Source organism: Emergencia sp., from assembly GCF_048465375.1.
GTDB lineage: Bacteria > Bacillota > Clostridia > Peptostreptococcales > Anaerovoracaceae > Senimuribacter.
Window position 1 is genome coordinate 151,376 of record NZ_DBFWLQ010000011.1, and the last position, 24,159, is coordinate 175,534.

The 24,159-nt window shown below is 46.6% G+C and carries 16 protein-coding genes; 2 read left to right on the plus strand and 14 right to left on the minus strand.

Annotated elements, in window-relative coordinates:
- Positions 1–3 precede the first annotated feature (3 nt).
- The 9 genes from ACMQ5W_RS09850 to ACMQ5W_RS09890 form a co-directional block, all read right to left on the minus strand.
- A complete protein-coding gene (locus ACMQ5W_RS09850; RefSeq protein ID WP_419025030.1) occupies positions 4–1,386 on the minus strand; it encodes a glutamate mutase L in 1,383 nt (460 codons plus the stop codon).
- A gap of 9 nt (positions 1,387–1,395) precedes the next feature.
- A complete protein-coding gene (locus tag ACMQ5W_RS09855; protein WP_419025031.1) occupies positions 1,396–2,325 on the minus strand; it encodes a glycyl-radical enzyme activating protein in 930 nt (309 codons plus the stop codon).
- Positions 2,326–2,336: 11 nt separating this feature from the next.
- A complete protein-coding gene (locus ACMQ5W_RS09860; RefSeq protein ID WP_419025032.1) occupies positions 2,337–4,703 on the minus strand; it encodes a glycyl radical protein in 2,367 nt (788 codons plus the stop codon).
- An 11-nt stretch (positions 4,704–4,714) separates the two neighbouring features.
- The gene (locus tag ACMQ5W_RS09865; RefSeq protein WP_419025033.1) at positions 4,715–5,842 is read right to left on the minus strand and encodes a hypothetical protein; all 1,128 of its coding nucleotides are present in this window, start codon (positions 5,840–5,842) and stop codon (positions 4,715–4,717) included.
- A gap of 350 nt (positions 5,843–6,192) precedes the next feature.
- Positions 6,193–6,375: a DUF554 family protein gene (locus tag ACMQ5W_RS09870; RefSeq protein ID WP_419025034.1), complete on the minus strand. Its 183-nt coding sequence runs from the start codon at positions 6,373–6,375 to the stop codon at positions 6,193–6,195.
- Positions 6,376–6,514: 139 nt separating this feature from the next.
- Positions 6,515–7,243 (minus strand): gamma-glutamyl-gamma-aminobutyrate hydrolase family protein, encoded by a 729-nt coding sequence (locus ACMQ5W_RS09875; protein ID WP_419025035.1) that lies wholly within the window; start codon positions 7,241–7,243, stop codon positions 6,515–6,517.
- Between the two features lie 164 nt (positions 7,244–7,407).
- On the minus strand, positions 7,408–9,765 hold the full coding sequence (locus ACMQ5W_RS09880; RefSeq protein ID WP_419025036.1) for a glycyl radical protein: 2,358 nt from the start codon (positions 9,763–9,765) through the stop codon (positions 7,408–7,410).
- Between the two features lie 10 nt (positions 9,766–9,775).
- Complete coding sequence (locus ACMQ5W_RS09885; protein WP_419025037.1) at positions 9,776–12,133, minus strand: glycyl radical protein; 2,358 nt, start codon at positions 12,131–12,133, stop codon at positions 9,776–9,778.
- Between the two features lie 25 nt (positions 12,134–12,158).
- A complete protein-coding gene (locus ACMQ5W_RS09890) occupies positions 12,159–13,091 on the minus strand; it encodes a glycyl-radical enzyme activating protein (protein WP_419025038.1) in 933 nt (310 codons plus the stop codon).
- Between the two features lie 421 nt (positions 13,092–13,512).
- On the opposite strand from ACMQ5W_RS09890, the gene ACMQ5W_RS09895 reads away from it, so the two are divergent.
- Entirely contained in the window at positions 13,513–14,520 is a 1,008-nt protein-coding gene (locus ACMQ5W_RS09895; protein WP_419025039.1) for a proline racemase family protein, read from the plus strand.
- 192 nt (positions 14,521–14,712) lie between these two features.
- Here the strand turns inward: ACMQ5W_RS09895 and ACMQ5W_RS09900 are convergent, their stop codons facing one another.
- Positions 14,713–16,224: a sodium-dependent transporter gene (locus ACMQ5W_RS09900; RefSeq protein WP_419025040.1), complete on the minus strand. Its 1,512-nt coding sequence runs from the start codon at positions 16,222–16,224 to the stop codon at positions 14,713–14,715.
- A gap of 411 nt (positions 16,225–16,635) precedes the next feature.
- On the opposite strand from ACMQ5W_RS09900, the gene ACMQ5W_RS09905 reads away from it, so the two are divergent.
- Positions 16,636–18,075 carry a sigma-54 interaction domain-containing protein gene (locus ACMQ5W_RS09905; RefSeq protein WP_419025041.1) on the plus strand — a complete coding sequence of 480 codons (1,440 nt, stop codon included), beginning with the start codon at positions 16,636–16,638 and terminating at the stop codon, positions 18,073–18,075.
- Between the two features lie 40 nt (positions 18,076–18,115).
- On the opposite strand, the gene ACMQ5W_RS09910 is transcribed toward ACMQ5W_RS09905, so the two are convergent.
- The 4 genes from ACMQ5W_RS09910 to ACMQ5W_RS09925 form a co-directional block, all read right to left on the minus strand.
- Complete coding sequence (locus tag ACMQ5W_RS09910; protein WP_419025042.1) at positions 18,116–20,131, minus strand: hydantoinase/oxoprolinase N-terminal domain-containing protein; 2,016 nt, start codon at positions 20,129–20,131, stop codon at positions 18,116–18,118.
- Between the two features lie 80 nt (positions 20,132–20,211).
- Positions 20,212–21,642: a trimethylamine methyltransferase family protein gene (locus ACMQ5W_RS09915; protein ID WP_419025043.1), complete on the minus strand. Its 1,431-nt coding sequence runs from the start codon at positions 21,640–21,642 to the stop codon at positions 20,212–20,214.
- A gap of 1 nt (position 21,643) precedes the next feature.
- The gene (locus ACMQ5W_RS09920; protein WP_419025044.1) at positions 21,644–23,218 is read right to left on the minus strand and encodes a BCCT family transporter; all 1,575 of its coding nucleotides are present in this window, start codon (positions 23,216–23,218) and stop codon (positions 21,644–21,646) included.
- A gap of 39 nt (positions 23,219–23,257) precedes the next feature.
- Positions 23,258–23,935, minus strand: coding sequence for a cobalamin B12-binding domain-containing protein (locus tag ACMQ5W_RS09925; protein ID WP_419025045.1), 678 nt, complete (start codon positions 23,933–23,935; stop codon positions 23,258–23,260).
- Positions 23,936–24,159: the final 224 nt, after the last annotated feature.

The window sequence follows — 24,159 nt, forward strand, 5'->3', positions numbered from 1 at the left end:
TCCTCAATCTACTTCCACTATATTTTCTTTTGCAATATGCAGTGCACCGGCAGGATTGATGCCGGCACAGAGGCCTATAGCATATAAAATATATCGTTTATCAAGATAAAACTTGCTTTCTTCAGGCAGCAGCAATTCTTTTTCCCACGGTCTGCGCAGTGCTTGGCTCAGGAGACCAGCCGGATTGCCGCTGTGAATGATGGGTCCGCCAGTGCCGACCATGCTGCCAATTTCTCGCAAATCTTTTCCTTCTAAGGTTTCACTGACCTCCCTGGCGTAGGCGTTGGTCACTTTCCCGCAGTGTCTGCGGGCGCTGATTTCCACGGCTCCTTCTGCTAAGACAACGTCCACTTCCTTCTGAAATTCATTATCCGGCACGTAAGTCCCTATTGCTGCCCGTCTCCTGCAATCGGATAAAAACTGCTCGGCTGACCTGCCAGCCCGCTTTGCACCTGCCGTCAGATTCATGGCTTCTGCCAGGGATAGACAGGAAGATCGCACGCCCAGATCTCCTTCCACAGTTCTCTTGGCAAAAGGTTCCGGCGAACCGACATGTTTTGCACCACATCCAGTCTCCTCCATATAGGAATACACGTCGGTGGTGGCTCCTCCCACATCAAAGACCATCAGACTGCCCAGGCCTGACTCTTTATCAGTTCCCTGGGCCAGCAACTGTCCACCAGCCAGGACTGCCGCCGGTGTCGGCATCTGTACCCGTCCGATAATGGGAAAGGCGGAGGCCAACCCTTTGGCGCCTGCAATCCGTTCCATAAACAGCTGTCTGATGATGTTTCCCGCTGGCGCTGCGTTGAGCTGTCCATAGGCAGGAAACACATTTTCTGCCATATAGCAGGGAATGGAGTTTGTGACCAGTTCCTGCCTGATATATGGAGCAACCTCCTGATTGCCAGCGTAGACCACATAAGAGGAGATATCAGCCTCTTTGAGCATTTTGGAATTATAGAGGATTCGGTCCACATTGCCCCCCTCGATGCCGCCACAGAGCAGAAGGATCTCCGGATTGATTTTCTCAATTTCACACACATTCTCTTCCGTCAGATAATTTGCATAGGTCTTGATAATCCTTGCACCTGCCCCTAATGCCACGTTTTTTCCGGCTAGGAGGCTGAATCGTTTGGTCAGTCCTACAACTACCATGCGAAGACCCCCGGCGGCGCTGCTGCTGGTAACGATCTTTCCTTCCTTTACGCCTTTCTCTCCCACATATCTTTTCGCCTGCGCAAGACCTGCCAGAAGAGCAATACTGGCATCCGTTCCCACCGTGGTGGGATGTTTCGTGGTCATGACCAGTTCGCCCCTCGCCAGGTCTAAAACACAGAGCTTTGTAAAGGTACTGCCAAAGTCAACACAAAATGTATACGTCATACAGTTCACCTATTTCTTATCCCTGCCCATGATGCGAATATGGAGATTCTCCTCCTGAAACCAGGCTGCAATCTGATCCAGATGCTGATCGGGCGGCGTCTCAAACTCTGCCATCGGTTCACCGATGTTTCTCCCTTTGGCTACTCCCAGGCTGTGATAAGGCAGGCCGTCAACTTTTTTAAAATCAAGGCGATGCAGCAGATTGCAAATCGCCTTCATGTCAGCCTCTCCATCATTGAACCTGTGAATCAGGGGCAGCCTGATGACGATTTTGTCGTGAATATCCGGCTGACAGCTGAGCTTTTCCAGGTTTTCTAAAATTAAGTTATCGTTTACTCCTGTCAATGCTCTATGCCGTTCCTCATCCATGCACTTCAGATCAAAGAGCACGGTCTTTGCTCCCCGACACAGCTTTTGCAGCTGCTCATAATCGCAGCAGCCACAGGTATCGATGGCCACATCCAAATCGGCTGCCCGGCACTTTTCTAAAAGCCGCAGTGCATAAGCAGCCTGGCTGGTCACCTCGCCGCCGCTGAAGGTGATGCCCCCTCCCGTCTCTGCATAAAAGCCTCGATCTTTCGTCAGCAGGGTCAGCAGTTCCTCGTCGGTTTTATGCATGCCTACAAGCCGCATAGCTCCTGTACAGCAATTATCCGCACATTTTCCGCATCTCCTGCACCGTTTTCTATCAATCTGCACCCCTTCAATTCCCATGTGAATGGCATTTTCCGGGCAGATGGCGGTACACTCGCCACAGGCAATACATTGATTGCCTGTGTGTATGAGTGTAAAGTCAAAATCGATCAGTTCGGGATTATGACACCATTTACAGCGCAGCGGGCACCCTTTAAAGAACAGCGTGGTACGGATTCCCGGACCATCTTCTGTGGAAAACCTCTGAATACCGCCGATCAATTCTTTACCGTTCTTATTCATCATATTGCTCCGTCTTAACAATCACAGCTGTGCAGCGTACGTGCGATGATATTGTCCTGCACGTTCTTGTCCAGTTCTGTGAAGTAGGCTAAATACCCGGCAACTCTAACTAAGAGGTTCTTATAGTCTTCCGGATGTTTCTGCGCCTCTCGCAAGGTTTCATCGCTGACCACGTTGATCTGAATGTGCTCGCCGTAGTTGTCAAAGTAAGTCTTCACGACGCCGCCAAGGACTTCCCTGCCCTTCTCTCCTGCGATGGATCTCGGGTCGAAACGGATGTTAAACAGGGTTCCGTCTGTGGTGTAGAACTGATCTATCTTTGCAACGGATAGTACAGTTGCCGTCGGACCGCTGATGTCTCTGCCCATGACCGGCGACACGTTGTCACCTAAAGGGGCAAAGGCCTTGCGCCCGTCCGGTGTGGCGCCGACGCATTTTCCCTGCACGATATTATAGGATTGAGACTCGATATCAAAACAGAATCTGGCGCCGCGGCTATCCCTGTAAGTGGAAATCATCTCGTTGATGTGCTTGATAATCAGATGACCGATCAGATCCACCTCATCAATGTCGTTGCCATATTTCGGCCCCTTGTTGAGCAGCTTCTGTCTCAGAACTTCATCAGCGAAATCGTCGTCACAGGCGGAGAGCAGCTCCTGCGGCGTGATAATCTTGTCCTCAAATACAAACTTTCTCACTGCGGCCAGGGAGTCGATGGCATTGGCCAGCCCGTCTGCCAAGGCACCTGAATAGCTGTACTTGGCGCCGCCCTGCTGCAGGGTGGTGCCTTTGGCGATGCAGTCGTCCACACACATAGAAGCAAAAGGCATATTCTGACGGGTTGCGTGGATAGCCGTTACGGAATTATAGGCATTGATCATCAAGTCGAAGGAATGATCCACCTGAGTCAGGAAAGCCTGGAAGAAGTCTTCATAAGAGGCGAATTCTTCAAACTTTCCAGTGTGCGGACCGGTCTGTTTGCCGGTCTGCGGGTCAAAACCGTCGTGCATGGCAAATTCGATGCATTTCAGCAGATTGACCGTGCCCACCTGGGCTCTTCCGTCGGATTTTCCGGCAGCCATAGGCTGCACGCATCCCATGACGCCCCAGTTTCTGGCATCTTCGATGTTGATACCGTCGCTCTTTGCCAGAACGAGAGGAATGCAGAGATGGTCGTTGAAGAAAGCAGGTGTGGCAAGTCCCTTCTGTATCATGGAAATGGCCTTGTCAAATACTGCCTTAGACATATGTCTATGATAGCGCAGAGACATGGTAGGCTGGGAACTCTGCACTTCCTCATTTGCTTTCAGAAGGAGCATGGTGGCCTCATTGCAGGCGTCCTTGCCGTCTGCCCCTATGCCGCCGATAATCATATTCTGCCAAACCGGATAGCCAGCCCAGCTCTCGCTGAAAAAGGCATTTCTCAGTTTGAGGATGTCTGTGTTCTTAATGAAAAAGCATTCCAGGATGTCTAAGGCTTCTCTTTCTGTCACATTGCCCTCCTGCAGATCCTTTACATAGAGCGGATTGATCAAGCGGTCAAATACGGGGAAGGAATTGGCATGTCCGTTGCTTTCAATCCAGAGGGTGATATGGATAAACCAGACGAACTGGATGGCCTGCCAGAAGGTCTGCGGACTATTTTCCGGCACAGTGGCACAGTTTTCGCCGATAACCAGAAGCTCCTGTTTTCTCCCCTCATCTGTTTCCGCTGCGGCCATCTCTTTTGCCAGCACAGAAAATCTGTGGGCAAATTTGATGCAGGCCCTACAGGAAATGATGACAGCATTCCAGAAATCCACTTTTTCCTGGTCCTCTTTCTTTGCCACCTTCATCTCATTGATGTTCTTTTCGCACGCTTGGATGGCACTGGCAAGACCGCCGTCAAACAAGCGGAAATAGTTAGGCAGGATGTGACCTGTACTGGTTTCCAAGCCACCGATGGAAAGGATGCCGGAGTTCATCGCTTCAATGGCCTCCGGTCTGCACACTCCGGCAGTAACCTCATCAAAGGACTTGCCTTCCCATCGTTTTAGAATTTCAATGACCTCTTCTTTTATGCCGTCTTCCGCAGTCATCTGATCCAGAGTTCTGGTGGTAAAGGTATCAATTTCGTCCAAAATCCACTGGGATGCGAATTCCGGAAAAATCGGTGCGCACCGGGGGCGGTCCGTATAGTTGCCGGCGATCAGATCATCATCGTCGATATAGACGGTCATATTGGTGACAATATAGTCCAGCATCTTGGCTTTTAGAAGTACGTTGGGTTCGCCGCCGAATTTCTCATAGGCCTCTGTAGCCAGTCTCGCCCTTTCTGCACTGAACGTAGGGACCGTGTTTCTCTGTTTTTCTTTCATTCTGTTGATTCTTTCAGATACCATAATTTCCTCCTTTACGCTGCCTTTTTACGGCTCTTTGATTTTGCGATTGCACCGATCGTCATGTATACGGCGATGATCAAACCCAGCAGACCGGATGCCGGCGAAATCCAGTTGACCAGGGTGCTGAATGGAATGAAGGCGCCGCCCAGGATGCCAATGATCATCAGGCCGCCGACAATCAGCCTCTGTTTGGTCGTCTTGTCTTCTGCAAATCTTCTTCCGATGGTCCAGGAATAACCCGTAATTGTCGTGAAGATGCCTGCCACGACGACTAATGCAAATACTGGCTGTAGAACTGGCAGGGTATTGTCGATGACGGCAAGAAGCGGGATCTGTGCTTTGACTTCTACAATGTGGTCGATGTTGGCCAACACGGCGCCAGTAATCATGTATAGTCCCAATGTAAACAGGATGGCAGAAAAGAGCGAAGCCATATTACTTTCTTTGTAGCTGCGGAATCGCTTGCCCTGGGCTACGATGAAGGCGTATCCTGTCACGATGAAGGTGCCAAAATACCATGCGCCTGACAGGAGCGGATTTTTAATGCCAAACACACTGGCAATATAGATATCGCTGTTGTCCACATACTGGCTGATTTTCTCTGCGCCGTCTGTAATTGCGCCAGGGCCCTGGACTGCGAAGCAGTAGACGCCGATTAATACGACAAAACCGATGATGATCAGTCCCACGCAGCTCAGTACGTTTGTGACGCTTTCAAGACCAAACCAGATTACGGCGTAGGCGATGATTCCAAGGCCGATGGCGCCAATCCACTGGGGGATTCCCAAATATTGCTCTAAGGTTGCACCGCAGCCGGCAAACATGGATAAGCTGAAGAGACCGGTGATGATGATTGTCAAAACGTCCGCCACTCTGGCTGCTCCTTTAAATCCGCAGAAGTAATCGTAGGCATCAGCCGGTGCGTCTATTTCTGGAATATCCCATGAGTTATATCCGATCTTGGACCAGAAAAACCATAGACAGGCGAATACAATCAGGGGAATGAGAATTGGCCAGAAACCGCCATATGCGGCAAAATACTGCAGTGCTTCCTGGCCTGAAGCAAAACCTGAACCGATGAAGTAGGCGCAGAATGCAGCGGCTACACTGATTGTTGTTGAAAACCTGAAATTCTTCATATTAGAAATCGCATATTGTTATGTAATTGAGACGTTAAAAGCCGATGCGGCAGGCTTTTGCTGTCAAAATCAAGTTGTAATATGCTTTCCTCCTTTCTCTACATGAACTATTTGTATTATCTTTACAACGTTGTCTTACATCATATTATAAATAATTTGTATGATTTGTCAAGGGTGCCTGACCATTTTTTCTTAACTTTGTAAGTTTTCTGAATAATTTACATTTGCATTCCCAAAAACACCTGGTGGAACAAAAAGAGAAAAGCCCCTCCGTATTACCGAAGAGACTTTTCTCTTTTCATTTATTTCTTCTTTAGGCAGCAGTTCTCATCTTGTGGTCAGCAGGAAATTCAAAGGAAGGGAAGCAATGATGCTATCCAAACCATCACAGGGGCGGCGATGATTGCTGGGATGTAGTTTGCGATTTTGATATCGGTTGCCCCCATCATATTTGTTCCAAGAGGAATGGTCAGGAGCGCTCCCACACAAGAGAATGCACCAATCATCTCATCGGATAACAGCGGAGACAACATGCCGGCGAACTAGCCATCATCGACACGGACTATCCTGCACCCTATATTTGGTCTCAGCTTGTCCACCATAAAAATAAATGGATCACCCCTCAAATGAAAATCTTCATAGATCTGATGCAGAAGCATTTGGAATGACCCTTTACATTTCCAGAAAACACTGGAGAATCTTCTTTGCATCGGCAGCGTGGGCCGGATTCCTGAGCAAAATCTCCGGATGCCACTGCAGGCCGATGATAGGCAGGCTCTCGTGGACGGCAGCCTCGATAATGCAGTCCGAAGGTGTCTCTGTAATTGCACCTTCCTGGCAGAGATGGAGAAAATGAACCTGCTCTTCTCGCGTAATCTGAGGGCTGAACCAAACCTGCGCAATCTTCAAGCAAGAAGGCACTGCTCTGACGGCTTGATAATGAATAGAATTTGTACAAAGGTGCTCTCCGTATAAGCCGTGAAGCAAGGTGCCCGGAACACAGGCTGTATTGTGATACTTCTCCTCAATATGCTCGCCCTTGTGGTGATCCTTATGATGTAGTTCCTGATACAGGCTGCCCCCAAAGAAGACATTGATCATCTGAAAGCCGCGGCATATGCCTAAGACTGGCTTTCCCTCGCTGACAGCCTTTTGGAGGATTTCCCCCTGGCAGGTGTCCAGATGGTCGTCCAGTATATCGCAGCCCACGTTTTCTTCTCCCCAGAGCCTGGCGTTGATGCCTGTCCAGCTGCCCGGCAGCAGAACTGCGTCACATTTGTCAAAATCCGCAGGATCATAAGAGATAAATGCTTTTGCGCCTAATTCTGTAATCGCTTCTGCGCAGCCTTGTGAGAAATGATATTGATCCAATTCTCCCGCAATCATAATCGTTCTTTCCATTGACTGTTTCTCCTTCCTTTACAGTTTGTATTCTATTATATCTTCCCCTGTTTTTCAATAGCCAATGTGATGCCAATTTGCAGTACCTGAAACAGCAAAAACGCAGATAGGGCTGCCCCATTGCCATGAACGCAGCCCCATCCTATTATTTATGATCTTTGATTTTATAGCCCTGTCTGTATCGTTCTTTCGATGATATTTTCTTGAATGTTTTTTTCCAAATCAACAAAGAAGGCAGAATAGCCTGCAACGCGAACCAGCATGTTGCGATATTTTTCAGGATGTACCTGTGCGTCTCTCAAGGTCTCGTTATCTACGACGTTGATCTGCATGTGGCTGCCCTTCATTTTAAAGTGCGCTTTTAAGACAGTTTCTACGATGTCAATGCCCTTTTCACCTTTTACAATCTGTGGATCAAAACGCTGGTTCAGCAGCATTCCAGCTTGTGATGCCTCCTGATTGATAGAATCCAGGGATTTGACCACAGCTGTCGGTCCACAAGTATCACAGCCGATCATCGGAGAAGCATTATCCGAAAGCGGTGTAAAACCATGTCTTCCGTCTGGAGTCGCTGTAATATTTTTTCCAAGCTGCACATTGTAGGACTGGGTTGCGCATACAGAGATGAACTTACCGCCTCTTCCGTCCTTATATTTCTTTATCTCTGCATCCGCATTTTCAATTACAAACTGCGCATACTTATCAGCCTGTTCAATATCGTTGCCATACTTAGGCGCTCTCTGAATCAGTACCTGGCGTATATCTTCCTTATCCTTGAAGTCGCATTCTAATGCATCCATCAACTCTGACATAGTCAGATATTTTTTGTTGAATACACATTCTTCAATTGCTGTAAAGGAGTCTGCGATATTCCCAAGACCAGTCGTCGCCATAGCATCCCATCTATAATCGGCACCTTTATCTTGCAGGAGCTTTCCTTTTTCAATGCAGCCTTGGGTAAATGCTGAGGCGAGTAACGTCGGCATGGTATATGCGTGTGCAGATACCAGTCTGTTAAACTTGCGGACAAAGCGTTCGATGAAGTATGCCTGCTGTGTTAAGTAAGCTTCTTTCAGCTGTTCTATGGACGTAAAGTCTCTTGCATTTCCAGTTTCCGGTCCAACTTGTTTTCCAGTAACAGGATCTCTGCCTCCATAAAGGGTTATTTCAAATACCTTTATGGTGTTAAAGAATCCAAGCATGGACTGATAATCTGAAAGACCTGGCACAACCGGTTCCGTGCAGCCTAAGAGACACCAGTTCCTTGCCTGCTCCAAAGTGAAACCGATATCAAGAAGCGCCGGAATACTGTTGTTATCATTGAAGAATGCCGGATGACTTCCGCCAGTCAATGCAACATGAATTGCCAGCCTGAAAGTTTCCTCATCGACATTGTCATGATATCTAAAGGAAACCGGCGGTTCCTTGGTCTGCAGATCTTCCATTCCATGAAGAATCAGTCTGGTCAGATCATTGCATGCATCTGTGCCGTCTGCCTTTTGTCCGCCTAAGGTCATCTGAATGTACAAAGCGCATCCGGGGTATGCGCCGGATTCAAACTCGTCTCTGAGATACCACATTTCCTCAATTCTCAGTTTGAATTCATGGATAAGATCCCCGATTTCCTGCTCAGACACTCCATTTTCCAAATCGTTTTTGTAGAATTCGTACATATATTGATCAAAACGGCCCAGGGCATGGATATATCCCATATTTTCAATCATGATTGCATCATGGGTGAACAGGACAAGCTGGGCTGCCTGCAAGAAAGTCTCCGGCGGATTTTCCGGTACCATTCTGCAGTTTTCGGCAATGGTTTCATACATCTTCTTTTGCTCTGTATTTCTGCATGCTTTTGCCAGTTCCTCTGCCAGATCAGCATATCTGTGAGCCATGACAATGACCGCTTCCATGGACGTGATCATCGCTTCCCACTTCATTCTCTGCTCTGTGTTTTCAATGGTCATATCATCATCTAATTTTGCAATCTGTTCCTTGCACTGATTGATATAATAACGATATCCCCGTTTCACCAGATTCTCATAGTCAGGTGCATGGCACATGGTCGAACATTGCTGTATTCCCCTGGTAAAGATTCCGATATCTACCAGCTCGTGTTCTTCTTCAGTCATAAGCCCATCGGTATAATCGCCAAAGGTGTGCCCTTTCCATGTCTTTGCAATTTCTATCAGTTCATCCTTTTCTCCCGGCATATACTGGAACGGGTCAAACTGACGAGTATCAAAGGTACGCGCTGCCTCAGGCAGCCAATTCATCATCTCAGGGAACACCGGCACAGCATGGGTTCTGGACGCAATGCTGCCTGCTAACAGCGAGTCCTCTTCAATATAGATTTCCCTTGTCTTCATTACTTTCATGAACAATTCGGCTCTCCTGCGAATATATGGCTCCACTGACGGCGTTTTATAAAACTCCGTCGCGATTCTAGCTCTGTCAAGACAGATCGTAGGTGTCGTGGTTCTGATTCTGTCACGTATTCTTTCAATTCTTGATGATAACATATTTGCCTCCTTAACATCCTGTTTGTATGGTTCTATCGATGATATTATTTTGAATTTCTTCGCTTAAGTCTACGAAGTATGCTGAGTATCCAGCTACTCTGACTAGGATATTTCTATACTTATCCGGTTCTTCCTGGGCCGCCCGCAGCACCTTGTCGTCTAATACGTTAATCTGAATGTGGAAACCGCCTTTTAAGAAGTGTGCTTTGAACACGGTCTCTATAATATCCAGACCCTTTTCACCTGCACATACGGTAGGGTCGAATCTTTGATTCAGCAGCATGCCGCTTGCCGGAACTAGCGGGTCACAACACGCCAGAGAATTTACGACTGCAGTAGGACCATTTGTATCCATTCCCGCCATTGGAGATGCATTGTCTGCAAGGGGTGTCGTTGCCAGTCGTCCGTCTGGCGTAGCACCGATCAGTTTACCTAATTCCACATTGTAAGCCTGTGTTGCAATTACCAGTGTGAACGCACCGCCCATGGCGTCACGATACTTCTTTGCTTCTGTATCCAGTACATCCACAAGCCAGTATGAATACTGATCAACTTCTTCAATATCGTTTCCGAACTTCGGTGCCTTGTTCAGAAGCATCTGGCGTTTCTCTTCATGTCCCGCAAAATTGTGATCAAGCATATCGATTAGTTGGTCCATGGTAACGTACTTTTTCTTAAATACGCATTCATCTATGGCCTCTAAAGAGTCAACGACATTTGCAATTCCTGTAATCGCTATGGCCGTGTAATGATGGTCTGAACCCTTTTGCTGTAACAGTTTACCCTTTTCCATGCAGCCAACGGCCAGGGTTGAGCCAGTGATAGTAGGCAGGGTGTAAGCATGACCGGCCAAGGTTCTTGCGTACATGTCTACAAACTTGCTTAAGAAGAATTGAAGCTGTTTTTTAAATGCCTCTTTTACGTCTTCAATATCCTTAAAGTTTCTGGGATCACCCGTCTCAAGTCCCATCATTGTGTCTGTAACATGGTCATATCCGTCATGAAGCATGATATCAAATATTTTGATAGGATTAAAATATCCCGGATTACTCTGGAAATCTGATTTTCCTAGAACATGTGGTTCTATGCAGCCGCAGATTCCCCAGTTCCGTGCTTCTTTCAGAGTAAAGCCAAGCTGAAGCAGGTAGTTGATAGCCGTATCGTCATTGTAGAAAGCCGGGTGTCCTCCCGTATCTCTTGCCGCTTTGATGGCCAGTCTGAAAGTCTCTTCATCAATATTTCGATGATAGCGGAATGAAATGCAAGGTTCATCCGTCTGTAAATCCAATAAGCAGCGAAGGAATACTCTTGTCAGTTCATTACAGGCGTCTTTGCCGTTTTCCTTTACGCCGCCCAGGATCACGTGCATCCAAAGGGGACAGCCCGGGTCTGCCACAGATTCTGCATAGCATCTGATATTCCACATCTCCATAACTTTCAGCTTGAACTCGTGGATGATATCTGCAAAAAATGCTTCGTTTTTTCCCTCTGCCATTTCTTTTTCAAAGAATGGGAGCATGTACTGGTCATATCTGCCCAGATTGTGGTCTCCGCCTGATGCCTCTAAAGTAATGGCCAGGTGATGGAACCATACAAGCTGGGTGGCCTGCATAAAGGTCTGCGGTGGATTTTCCGGAACCGTGCGGCAGTTTTCAGCCATAGTAAGAAGCTCTTCTTTTCTCTTTGCATCTTTGCAGCGGGCTGCCTTTTGCTCAGCAAGGTCAGCATAACGATGTGCCAAATTGATGATGGACTCCATAACAATCACCATGGACTGCCATGCGATTTCCTGTTCCATGTCGTATACATCATTGATTTTATGTGCTGCAAGCTTTTCCCTGCATTCATCGATGTAATAACGATAACCCCTTTTAATGAAGTTATCATAATCTGGCGAGTGATTCATGGTCGACTGATTCGATATGCCATGGGTCAGCACGCCTGCCTCTATCATTCTCTTTGTATCATCATCAATCAAACTGCTAGCAAAATCGCCGAAGGTGTTACCTCTCCACTTATTGACGATCTCCCATAAGTCTTTCTTATCCTGCTCTGAGCGGAAAGCCAGGTTGTCAGATGGTCGATTGTCTAATGTATCAAAATCGTCGTAAAGCCATTTTGTGGTATCCGGATGTAAAATGACGGATTGCACTCGGCTGCCTTGATGACCGGCAAGCTGCTCGTCATCATCGATGAAGATAGCCATATTGTCTAAATAGTATTTAAAAGCCTTTGCCCTTCTTAGAATGTAGTTATCCATGGAAGGCTGGGTGTAAAATTCCGTGATTAATCTTGCTCTGTCCAAATCAATGGTCGGCTGTGTATCACGAACTCTTTTACTGAGTTTTTCGATTCTCTGAGAAAGCATAATATATCTCCTTTCCTATTATCATCTATTCTTTCACTATTATTTTTTCGTTGTCTTTTGTATAGAAACAGGATTTATCCGTTCCATCCAGTACGTCATTTGCAGCCCTTGCCAATTCTCTAACTTGGGATTCCTCCGGTGGGTTCACATCACTTAACCCATACTCTCTGCCAAGTGCAGAATATTTGTTCACGCCAAATTGGTGATACAAGAGAAGCTCATAGGATTTTATCTGAGGAATCCCTTTTACAAATTCTGCCGTGGCAATGATATTATCCTTTGAATCATTAAGTCCTGGAATGACCGGCGTTCGAACTGTAATGTCCACCCCGAAAGCTGCGATCTTCTTGATATTTTCCAGTATCATTTCGTTTCCCGCACCGGTGAGCTCCCGATGTCTGTCTGAGTCCATATGCTTTATGTCTAAGAACATACTGTTTACATAAGGAAGCGCTTCCTTGAACTCGTCGTAATTTCCGGCGCCACAGCTTTCAATTGCAACGTCGATCCCTTTTTGCCCGCATTTTCTGGCAATTTCTGTAAGATATCTTGGCTGGGTCAAGGGTTCCCCTCCGGAGAAGGTGACGCCCCCTCCCATGATGGAATAAAAGATTTTGTCTTTCTCGATCTGCTTACAAAGCTCCTCTATTTCATATTCTTCGCCCACCAGATACTTCGCACCTGCGTAGCAGCTTTCTGCGCATCGAAAGCATTTTATGCATTTTTTTCTGTCTATTCTAAGCCCGTCTTCTGCAGAGAAAATCGCATCTGCGGGACATACTTTGAGGCAAGCCCCGCACCCGATGCATTTACCCTGGGACTCCATGATTTCCTGACCATAATCCTGGGATTCGGGATTTGCACACCACTTACATCTAAGGGGGCATCCTTTAAAAAACACCAGGGTTCTCAGTCCATGACCATCGTGAATAGAGCATTTTTGGATATTAAAGATCATTCATGATTCCTCCACATTATCTTTGGTTCGCTTTTCATTGATACACTTACATATTGCAAAGGTTGTGCCAACTTCATCTGCTATTTTTAAGGATTTTTCCGGAAATTTGAGCCGGTTTTCCTGGCAAAACCTGTTGAAAATCAGCAAAAGACTTCTCTTCTGTACCATTTTTGCTACGCCTGTTTTTTTGCATTTCGAATTTTTCCTGGCAAAATAGCGAAAAACAAGCATTTTGCATTTCCTTTCATGGGTCTTTGATTTAACGTGCCAAAAACGATACGTCTTACATCTACATTGCGTACCTTTTTTGATACATTTCTGTAGGATGATGAGCAAACAGAGCCTAAATGCAGCTTTTTTTACTTGGTTCAATTCTTGCATATATCTAAGCTTAGGAAAAACTACAAGATGGAGGGAAAAAATGAAAGCAAGAAAAATGTTTAGAACCGTTGAGACGCATACGTTAGGTCATCCTACTCGCAATGTGGTCAGCGGATTCCGTCATATACCGGGCAAAACCATGAGCGAGAAATTCACGTATATGAAGGATCATGAAGACTGGTTCCGTAAAGTCCTGGCTTACGAACCTCGTGGGAGCGAAATCATGTCATGCACCATCATCACGGAACCCTGTACACCTGGTACTGATGCAGGCGTCCTGTTTTTTGAAGCAAGCTGCTGGCTTCCAATGTGTGGTCATGATACGATGGGCGTAACGGTCGCGCTGATTGAGTCAGGCTTAGTTGAAGTAACCGAGCCGATCACAAAGATCAGTCTTGATACGCCTGCCGGGATTGTCGAGGTCGAAGCAAAAGTAGAAGATGGCGTTGTAATCGAGGTTTCATTCATTAACGCACCGGCTCTTGTGTTAAACCGAAATGTCACGGTGCAAACGAAGGATTACGGCCAGCTGACTGTTGATATCTCCTGGGGAGGAAATGTATATGCGATTCTTCCCGCTGGCGCAGTGGGAATTGAAATTGATCCCGGCAATGCGGGCAAATTAGTCGAGGCCGCAAACTCCATTGCCGGCGATATTAACACACAGGTTACAATCAAGCATCCAGAGCTCGACTTTGTCGACCGTGTTACCCATGTAGAATTCTCTGGTCCCCCAAAGGGAGCAGGCGCTGACATCCAAAACTGCGTAGTCGCACTGCCCAAGGTGGTTGACCGTTCGCCATGCGGTACAGGAACTTCGGCAAAGGCTGCCCTTCTATTTGAAGAGGGCAAACTAAAAGTAGGCGACAGCTTTTCTCACGAAAGTATTATCGGCTCACAGTTTCAATGCGAGATTATAGAAGAGACAACCGTTGGCGGAGTCAAAGCAGTTATTCCCAAGGTCACCGGCAATGCCTGCGTGATGGGTTTTGCAACCTGGGTGCTGGATCCGAAGGACCCGTTTCCAGAAGGGTTTCTTTTAGGTTAAATTGAATACAGGCTCAGCCGCCTGGTTGCTAAAAGAAAGAGCGAAGCAGTAAAAACCGCCTCGCTCTTTTTATAATTATTTATCTTCCTTTTTCTTTGATCCTTTCATTGCTACAGTCATGTAAAAGATTGCAGATCCAAAGGTAATCGCTAGACAGAAGATTAAACTGGCAATCCACATAATTTACCTCCTCTATACTTCATCCATGATTCTCTCAGGGATCTCAGGAAATTCTTCCTTACCAGGGTCATAGTAAACGCCGATGGTGTCCTTATTAAACTTCTTCGCAAAGAAGTACGCTGCTACAAATCCAACTGCCCACTGGAAAAGAAGGGTTCCCACACTCTCCGTTCTGAACGGGTTCCACCACTGTTCATCCCAGCCGATGGCATCTTTCAGCCAAACGAGCAATACGATGCCTGATACGATCGGGGCAATATAGCCGGCTTTGATATCAAAGGCTCTGGTGATTTTTCTGTCGCTGACTGGATTGATGAACTTTTCGCGCATCCTCCTTGCACCAAACTTCATAGCGAGAATACCTGAGAACATACCGCCAATGAAGATGCCGAAGCCCCATGTCGTGTCTTGATTTGTCAGAATGTCCTGATTCATGAAACTAGGGAATCCAAGCAACACCTGGAAGAAAATAGCTCCCGCAATGCACTTTTTACGATTCCATCCCATGTCGATGAAGGGACCTGCAAATACTGTCGTCACAGCGATAATCGAGGTGAAGGCGGCAAAGGCCAGTGACAGGAAGAATAAGGTTCCGATCACTCTACCCATCGGAAGGGTTTCAAATAAATTTGTAAGTCCGACAAAAGTAAGTCCGTTGTTTCCTGACTGTGCCAGCGCTAACGCATCCTCTGTACTTCCTGCAAATGTGAAGATACATGGAAGAACAACCAGCGTTCCCAGCATAGCAAAAGAAATATCGCCAAATCCTTGTACATTGGTATTTACAACGATATCCTCCTTCTTGGCAGAATACTTGGATAACGTCACACAAAGCATCGTACCAGAACCAAGTGACCAGAAATCCTGCGTAATCGCCTGAATCCAGATATTTGCATTCAGCAATTCTGAGAATTCAAATCCAAAGGAATATTTAAGACCTTCAACGGCTCCTGGCTGCGTCATAGAATAACAGGCAAGCCCTACCAAAATGACAAGCATAATGGGAACGATGAACTTCGCTGTTTTTTCCAGGAATCCCTGCCTGTTTGTACAGAAAAATACCAAGGCCATCGGAACCAGCCAGCATACCGCTGTTCCCCAATCTGCCGAAGCTACATTCGTAAAAAGCTCCAGTTTGTCTTCGACACCAAAATAACTGCCAGTGATTGACATAAACAGATAGCGAACAACCCATGCAAGGATGACCGTATAATTGCAGTGCATCATAAAATAGCAAAGTGTCGCAAAGGTTCCCATAATCGTCCATTTCGAACCAAGGAGGTCACGAAATGCTCCAGGTGCAGAGTGACGTGATGCACGTCCTGCAAAGTTCTCAACCATGACTAGTGGAATAGCGATGATAAGCAGCGATACGACTGCCGCTATCACAAAAGCTCCGCCGTAAGTGCAGACGAGGCGAGGGAAGCGCCAGAGATTACCGGTTCCCACACTACCTCCTACCATGACCATCAGCAGGCCAAACCGGGACGAATATCCGTCCTTCTTTTTGTTAAGTGTTTCCATTTTTTCTCCTTTCTTAATGAATCGCAAAGATAAAGAACGTGCTCAAATCGAGAGAAGTTCTCGCATTCTCTCTGATCTTAAGCTAACATTAACAATCGCAAAAAATATGCCAACTTTTAGTTCTTTTTTGGGCGGAAAAGACCGATAATTTCTGAAAAAATGGCAGATAAGTATGTAATCCATTACTATTGCGTGCCAGTTTTAATACACGATGCACTTTTTTACGTACTGCTTTCTCGGGAGAAAGTACCTAGAAAATTCAGATACGCACCATTTATGGCACACCTTTTTTACTTTTTGTATCAAAATAATTACACTCGGCTATTATCTTTCATCAATATATGGTACAATGCAGTCAAAGCAATTTCTCCATGTCAAGCTTTATGAATACTATTTTTAGGAGGGAATTCCATGGAGTCCACAACAGATAAGAATGCTGCAATCCTTAATGAACGTTATTTCTTAAAATGCCTTGACTTTGCACAGAACCCCATCGTGATTTGGGGAGAAAAAACAGAGCTGCTATTTGCCAATACTGCGTTTTGCAATTTATTTCACATACCCTCACGGGAAAAAGCGATCGGTACCACCCTTGCCGATATCATGAGAAAGGGGAAAATCAAGGCTTTCCCGGTAGGCTCGAAACGTCCCCAGCTCAAGGTACCTGAAGTGCTGCGCAGCGGTATTGAAGTGCTGGATTGGAACGTATACCTCGAATACGAACCACTGCCAAACGAAAGACAAATTTTATCGACCGATATGTATCCGATCAAAGACACCGCAGACAATGTAACCGGCGTCATTGAAATTTATCGTTCACATGAGCAGGAAATCAAAAGTGCCCGTAAGATCATGGGGCTTTCTGCAGGATATGACTTTCATTCCATCATCGGATACAGTCAGGTGATCAGGGATAAAATCAATATTGCCAAACAGTTTGCAAAGAGCTCTGCAAACGTTTTGGTTACAGGAGAAAGCGGTGTCGGAAAGGAACTCTTTGCACAGGCGATTCATAATCACAGCGCAAGAAGCAAGGGACCTTTTGTAGCCTTAAACTGCGCAAGCTTTCCATCAGAACTGATTGAAAGCGAACTCTTTGGTTATGTAGAGGGTGCGTTTACGGGAGCATCCAAACGAGGGCAGACAGGGAAAATAGAACTTGCCGACGGCGGTACCCTATTCTTAGATGAAATAGGCGAACTCCCTTACTACTTCCAGCCCAAGCTTTTGAGAGTCCTTGAGACGTGGACAATCACCAAGATCGGTGACAGCAAGCCAATTCCAGTAGATGTACGCCTTGTCGCTGCAACAAACAGAAATTTGGAAAAGATGGTGGAAGAAGGTCTCTTCAGAAGCGATTTATATTACAGGCTCCAGGTGCTAAATGTAGAAATCCCTCCGCTCCGAGATCGAAGGGAGGACATTGTTCCATTGGCTGAATATTTTCTAGCACAATTTGCCCCTGATGGTAAAAACCAGGCTAAAACTCTCACCAATGAAGCAAAAAGACTTCTCGCAAGCCAGCTGTGGCCCGGTAATGTGCGGGAACTAAAAAACGTAATCAGTCGTATTGCGATTCTTTCTCCTGATCCTGTTATAGATGCCAGCTTTCTTGAAAGCGTACTTTCAGTAAAAAAACCTTCTTTCGTAAGAAACTCACCTGCCGCAGGCGCAGGCGACACGGATGAAAACAGAATTCAGCAGGCAAAAGAGGCGATTGGCAGTGCACAGGCAGATTTAGTGCACCTGGCTCTGGAGATTACCGGGGGTAAGCGGAAAGAGGCTGCCGATTTAATCGGTGTGTCCCGCAATACCTTTTATCGGATGATGAAAAAACACGAACTTTTTTAATTAACGAAATAATATTGGTTTTCTTGAAGGGGCTTATCCGTCAGGATGGCCTCTCCTTCTTCGCCCTCTCATCGATGACATCAAAAGAAAGCTGGGTGTATAGATACAGTTCAAGACTGGATCTTGTTATTGTCACGATTTTGTCAAAACGTCGTACCTCCACCCTGGGACATTTTGCCCCGGCCTTCAAAGCCCGGTCAGCCAGCCACGGTTTCATAAAATCGGCTGCAAAGTCGATAGCTTCGTCTAAGTTGTCAAAGTCAGCAATTCCCAAAGGATAATGAACACGAAAGCGCTCCTTCTCTCTTAACGGTATAATTCGAACACTATAAACTAAAGAGAAGGTACCCACAGCCGCGCCTACAGCGCCTGCCACATCTGCATCGTCTGGCAGCAATGCAGATTCATTGAGCTGCTCTCCAACGAGAGGTACGAAGGCCCAGGACGGTGCGCCGACTCCAACGAGCATACTGTCTAACAGCAATTGCACCTGTTTTGAAATCCTGCTCTCTCCCAATAGCACACATTGAATTAACCGCTGTCCTTCTCCGCCTGGCATCAGATTGAATCCGCCGGCGGCAAAGCTTTTATTCAGCAAAGCTTTTGCGATGGTGTCTGCCACTAACCTTCTCACCGAGACAGCCACAGCTTCCTCAGTGTCTCTGCCGCTGCCGGTCAGGAGTCTTGCTCCCCGTTGAGAAGCTTCTTTGTTCCATAGGTCTAACAATCCCAGAACATGCAGGGCATCGGTAGGCGTAAAGGAAGCAAACTGGACAAGGCCTTTTTCCTCCATTCTTTCCAGCTGTGCGTATTTCAGCCAAAGGGCACTTTCATCGGCTAAAAGAGTGTTGATCGAATGAGGCCCTTCTTTCAGCCGCCCCATGATTCTCTGTTCGAATTCACTCTCCGCTTCTCCGGCGGCAGCAATTAGAAAAAGAGGTTCTCCTTTATATCGTGCTTTCTGTAAAGATTTTAGCTCTTCTGTAATCTGCGGGTACTCCTCGGCCAAAACGCAAAGGGGCCTGACCCTGCGGTTACTCAGCCCTAGAGAGTGGTCCTGATGATACAGAATCCTCGTATCTCCGCCCAGCCCAAAGGTATAGATGTCAATGGCTTTAACCAGAGTTTTATGACCTGCGACTATGGCGCCTTCTTCCATCAGTGCCGGCTTTCCGCTTGCGTCCAGACGGATGATATCCGTCGTCGTTCCGCCGATATCGACCACCCAGGTTCCTCTTCTGTCTCCGGCAGCAGAAGCCAAAAACCGTGCGCCGCAGGCGCTGCCGGCGGGACCTGATAAGACCATTTCCACCGGGTGCATTTTAGCCCACGAAGCCCCGACGATGGTTCCATCTCCTCTGACAATAGTAATCGGCACCTTGATTCCTCTTGCCTGGCAGACTCTTTCCACTGCATCCAGCAGTTCCATAACGATGGGTATCAGGCCCGCATTCAATACCGTAGTTGTTCCGCGCTTTACTGCATCCAAATCTGTCGCCAGTTCATGTCCGCAACTGATATACAGGTCCGGCCTCATCTCCTGTATGATATCAACTGCCCTGTTTTCATGGGCCGCATTCCTCACGCAAAAGTAGCCGGAGATTGCAATTGCCTCAATATGATTGGGAATCTCCTCAATCTTCTCCCTCAGTTCTGCTTCATCAAGAGGTCTCCTCTCATCGCCACGTTGATTATGCCCGCCCTCTACTGTAAATACATAATCAGTGTTAAAGGTATTCTCTGCCACTGCATTTTTGACAAGCTTTTCGTTGTAACCAATTAATATTAATGCCGTCGGCCGCAGTCTGTTTTCAACAATGGCATTCGTCGCCAGGGTCGTCGCCAGATTAAAGGAACTTATGGCTGAAATCTGGACCTTTTCCAAGATCAAATCCAGTCCCGTTTCTATGCTCGTTACTAAATCGTCGTGAATCGTCGGCGTCTTTGCTTTTGTTTCAACAGTATTATCTTTTCCATTTAGAAAGACTAAATCTGTATAGGTACCGCCTGCATCAATTCCTATGATTCCAGGTTTTTTTATTTTGCTCTTACACATATACTGCTATCCTTTCTCTTTGCTCACGCGGCTTAAGGCCCGGCTGCAGAGCCGGACCTTAAGATTTAATATATCATGTTCTAAAACGTTTTTGCGTACTCGTCGATGATCTTCTGCAGCGCCTCCTCCTTTTCCAGGCCATATGTATAATTATAAGATTGCTCATACTTATCCAGCTGTTTTGCCGCCCTTTCGAGGAGGGTATTTTTTCCCTCTCGCTTTACATAATTGGCATAAGGCGCACGGTCGGTCAGAATTGGAATCATAAACTCGCTCCTGAAATTGCCCGTAGTATGCGGGTTATATAGGAATTCCGCTTTCACTCCTTCTTCTTCAATCACATCGAAGGCCATAGAGAAGTCGTTCACTTCCATTCCGCGACAGATTCTTTCAATGACTCTGACGATTTCTCCATCGATAACGGTCCGCTCAAAGGAGTAACCGTTCAGCTGCGAGAAAGTACCCAGGCCGTTTATGACGTTCATACCGGACTGTCTTGCAATGAATCCATTCATAAAGGTCTCCCAGCCATACTGTGCGTCGCACTCATTGGAATCCGCTGAAATGCCAATACCGACGGTAGGGATGTTATAGAACCGCGCCATCTGCATTGCCCCCATTTTGATGATCGGGTATTCAGGCGTAGCCACAGTACACGCTGCAAATTTCATGTCGAAGATTCTCGAGGCGTGGAGCAGGCCGACCCGCATACCGGGCCGATAACACTGCGCCAGCACGACGTGTCCGATGACCTCTGCAAAAGATTGTATCAGGGAACCCGCCAAGGTGACTGGCGCTGTAGCACCTGCCATGGTGCCAGTACTGAAGATGCATGGTATGTCGTATTTTGAAGCCATTCGGATCACTTCGCAGCCATCTCTTCTAATTCCAAGAGGAGAAAAGGTGCAGAGGTTAAACATCAGTCTTGGCTTCTTCATCAGGTTGTCCAGCCCTCCGACCATTTCCGCATTCATATTGATGATCGCTTCCGCACTCTTCTCAGAGTTCGCAACACTGTGAATCGGTTTTTTTGTGCCGACCAGAGAAGCTTTGTACATATACAGATCCTGCAGCTCCGCTGGCATATCACAGGGCTGGATTGCCGGCTGCTGCACGCCGACTTCGTTCATCACTTCCATCAGTTTCGCATGCCTGAGTGCCGCTTCATAGGTTCCCGCATGTTCTACGCCGTCTTTATCGATGTATGTGGTTGCATAACCGGCCGTTGCATAGGTAGATTCCTTGCCGCCAAACTGGAAGGCTTTCTTGCCGAATACATCATAAAAAGCGTACGAATGACTTTTCGTCTGCAATGCCTGCTGTACCAGTTCCGCAGGTATATAGGCCCTCTGCAGATTGTAATCCACCTTCGCTCCATTCTTCTCTAACAGCTTTAACGACTGCTCTTCCTCCACCAGGATGCCTACCTGCCAAAGGACTTCCATCACGTTCATATGAATTTTATAGACTTCATCCTCAGATAAAACCGTCAAATTTTTCGCTAATTCCATTTTATTTCTCCTCCTTCTCTTCCAATACTGCTGCTTCACTGTAATTTTCCTTTAGCCTGCCGATTCGCCATACACAGCATGCACATGCCGCTCCCAGCAGCATTGACGGCATGCCGCCGATCAAAGCCATGGATTTGGCGCCCGTTATCCCTGCAAATGAAATGAACACATATGCGGACACGGCCATAACCAATGCCCAGGTAGATTTCATCCATAGGGGCGGTTCTTCATCGTCTGAAACGGCTCGCAGCTGCACGGTGCTTACCATGGCTGCTGTCGTCGTGGAACTGCTGGCCAATGTGACGAATGAGAGGTAGATAACCACTAGAAATACGACACACCAAAGGATGCCTCCCGGCAGCTGCTTGAACAGCTCGAACATGGTCGCTTCCATTCCCAGTTCACTCATGGCGCCCCAGATATCAAATCTGCCGCTGGTCTGCATGTCAAATGCCAGAGATCCAAATATCACAAACCAAGCACAGGTGAACAGAGCCGGAATCACCATCGTTCCAATGGCAATTTCTTTGAGCGAACGACCATAGGAAATCTTTGCCAGGAACAGCCCCACAATAGGGGCAAATGCCGCAACACTAACATACTGCCATATCATCCAGAATATTGGTCCGTCATTTCCGTCGATGCCGCCAGTGTAGCAGATACTTTCAATAAAACAACCAAATGTGGACGAGGTACTTTCAGTAAACATGTCAAATATGTACAAAGTAGGTCCGACAATTGCGACAAAGATCAGCACGATGATATACAGCCTCAAGTTTTGGTCAGTAATAATCTTAATTCCTTTTGCAATGCCGCCGATACTCATGAGAAGAAAACCTAAAACAATGACTACTTCCACTATGAGCCAGGTAACGTTAGACACTTCAATACCAAAGATCGACTTCAGTCCCGCGCTGATCTGCATCGTACCAGTTCCCAAGGAACAAGTGACACCTGAAACAATACCGAATAAGCAGACGACATCGATGACAGTGTTTAATTTACTGTTTGCCGGTCTGCCATTGATGCAGTATAGGAAGGAGCTGACTCTTGAGGGCTGATTATAATTATAAATTGCAACGCCTAAGGCCATGGCAAAGATTCCGTACTGTGCGTACTGACCCCATGCCCATTCCAGATTGTTCTGCGCCAGGGCTTTGACCGCAGCCGCCGCGGAACCCGCTTCTACGCCCCAGGATTCCCATGGCTCCATGAAATAGGTAAGAGGTTGCACTACTCCGTAAAAGACAATGCCGATAGCGATGGTCGAACAGATGCACATCCCCCAATAAGAGAAGGTCTTAAATTTCGGTTTTGCATCAGCGCCGCCTAGTTTCACTTTGCCGATGGGATGGAAAATCATTGCAACCATCGTAATGAACATAAACAACGTGATTGGTCCGACAAACCATTTAAAGTTGATGACTTCTGCGTTCAATGCGCCGGATACAAACGTAGAAAATCCATCTTGGTTAATAAAACTCAGTGCGATGATTGCGACCATAATCACAACGATTGGCCAGAAGATCGCGTTATTCAATTTGAAGGCGCTGGTTTTTTCTTTTGTTTCTTTCATATTTTCACCTTTGAATTCTCTCCATAAAACAGCAATAATTTACTTCGCAATTAGTTTTTCTGCTTTTTTACAGCAGGACATCGCATCAGAGGAAAAGCCGTCTGCACCAATCTGGTCTGCCCAGGCTTTTGAAACGGGCGCTCCTCCGACCATGGTCTTGACTTTTCCTTTTAATCCCGCCTCCTTCAAAAGATCTTCAATTGTTTTCTGATGTGCCATTGTCGTTGTCAGAAGTGCACTGCTTCCGATAATATCGGCATTGACTTCGATTGCTTTATCAATAAACTTTTGAAGTTCAACCTGTTTACCCAGATCGTAAACATCAAAGCCCGATGCTTTCAACATGGATGCGCAAATCGCTTTGCCAATGTCGTGGACGTCATCCTTCACGGTCCCAATGACCACCGTTCCCTTTCGGCTGTCCGCCTGCCCGCCTGCAGCGACTTCTTCTTCCACTCTGTTTGTAACGACCTTCATCGCCTGAGAGGCCATGAGCAGTTCCGGTAAGAAAACCTCACCTTCGGCAAAAGCATCCCCTAACTCTTCCATTCCCTTGCTAAAACCGTCTTTTAACAATTCCACTGCCGAAATTCCGTCCGCCTTTGCATCGTCAAGAATTTGTTCTACAGCTTCTCTGTCTGCTTCCATGATAGCCTGTGCCGCTAATTCGTTGTACTTGTTTTCCGCCATTTCTTCACCTTTCATCCTTTTAAACAATTGCAGAAGTGTATTCTCCTGCTAATTGAATACACATTTGTCAGATTATTTCGTCTAACGTTATTATATTGTCTGACAAGAGAGAAATAAAGCAAACAATGGCTATAATCAGTATAGCCCTATGTTATATTTACACCTTGTCGTATAAAATGGATGGATAGCAGTCGCTGTAGCCAATCATATTTACCTATCATTTTTCATAGCTTTTTGTTATAATCTACTTA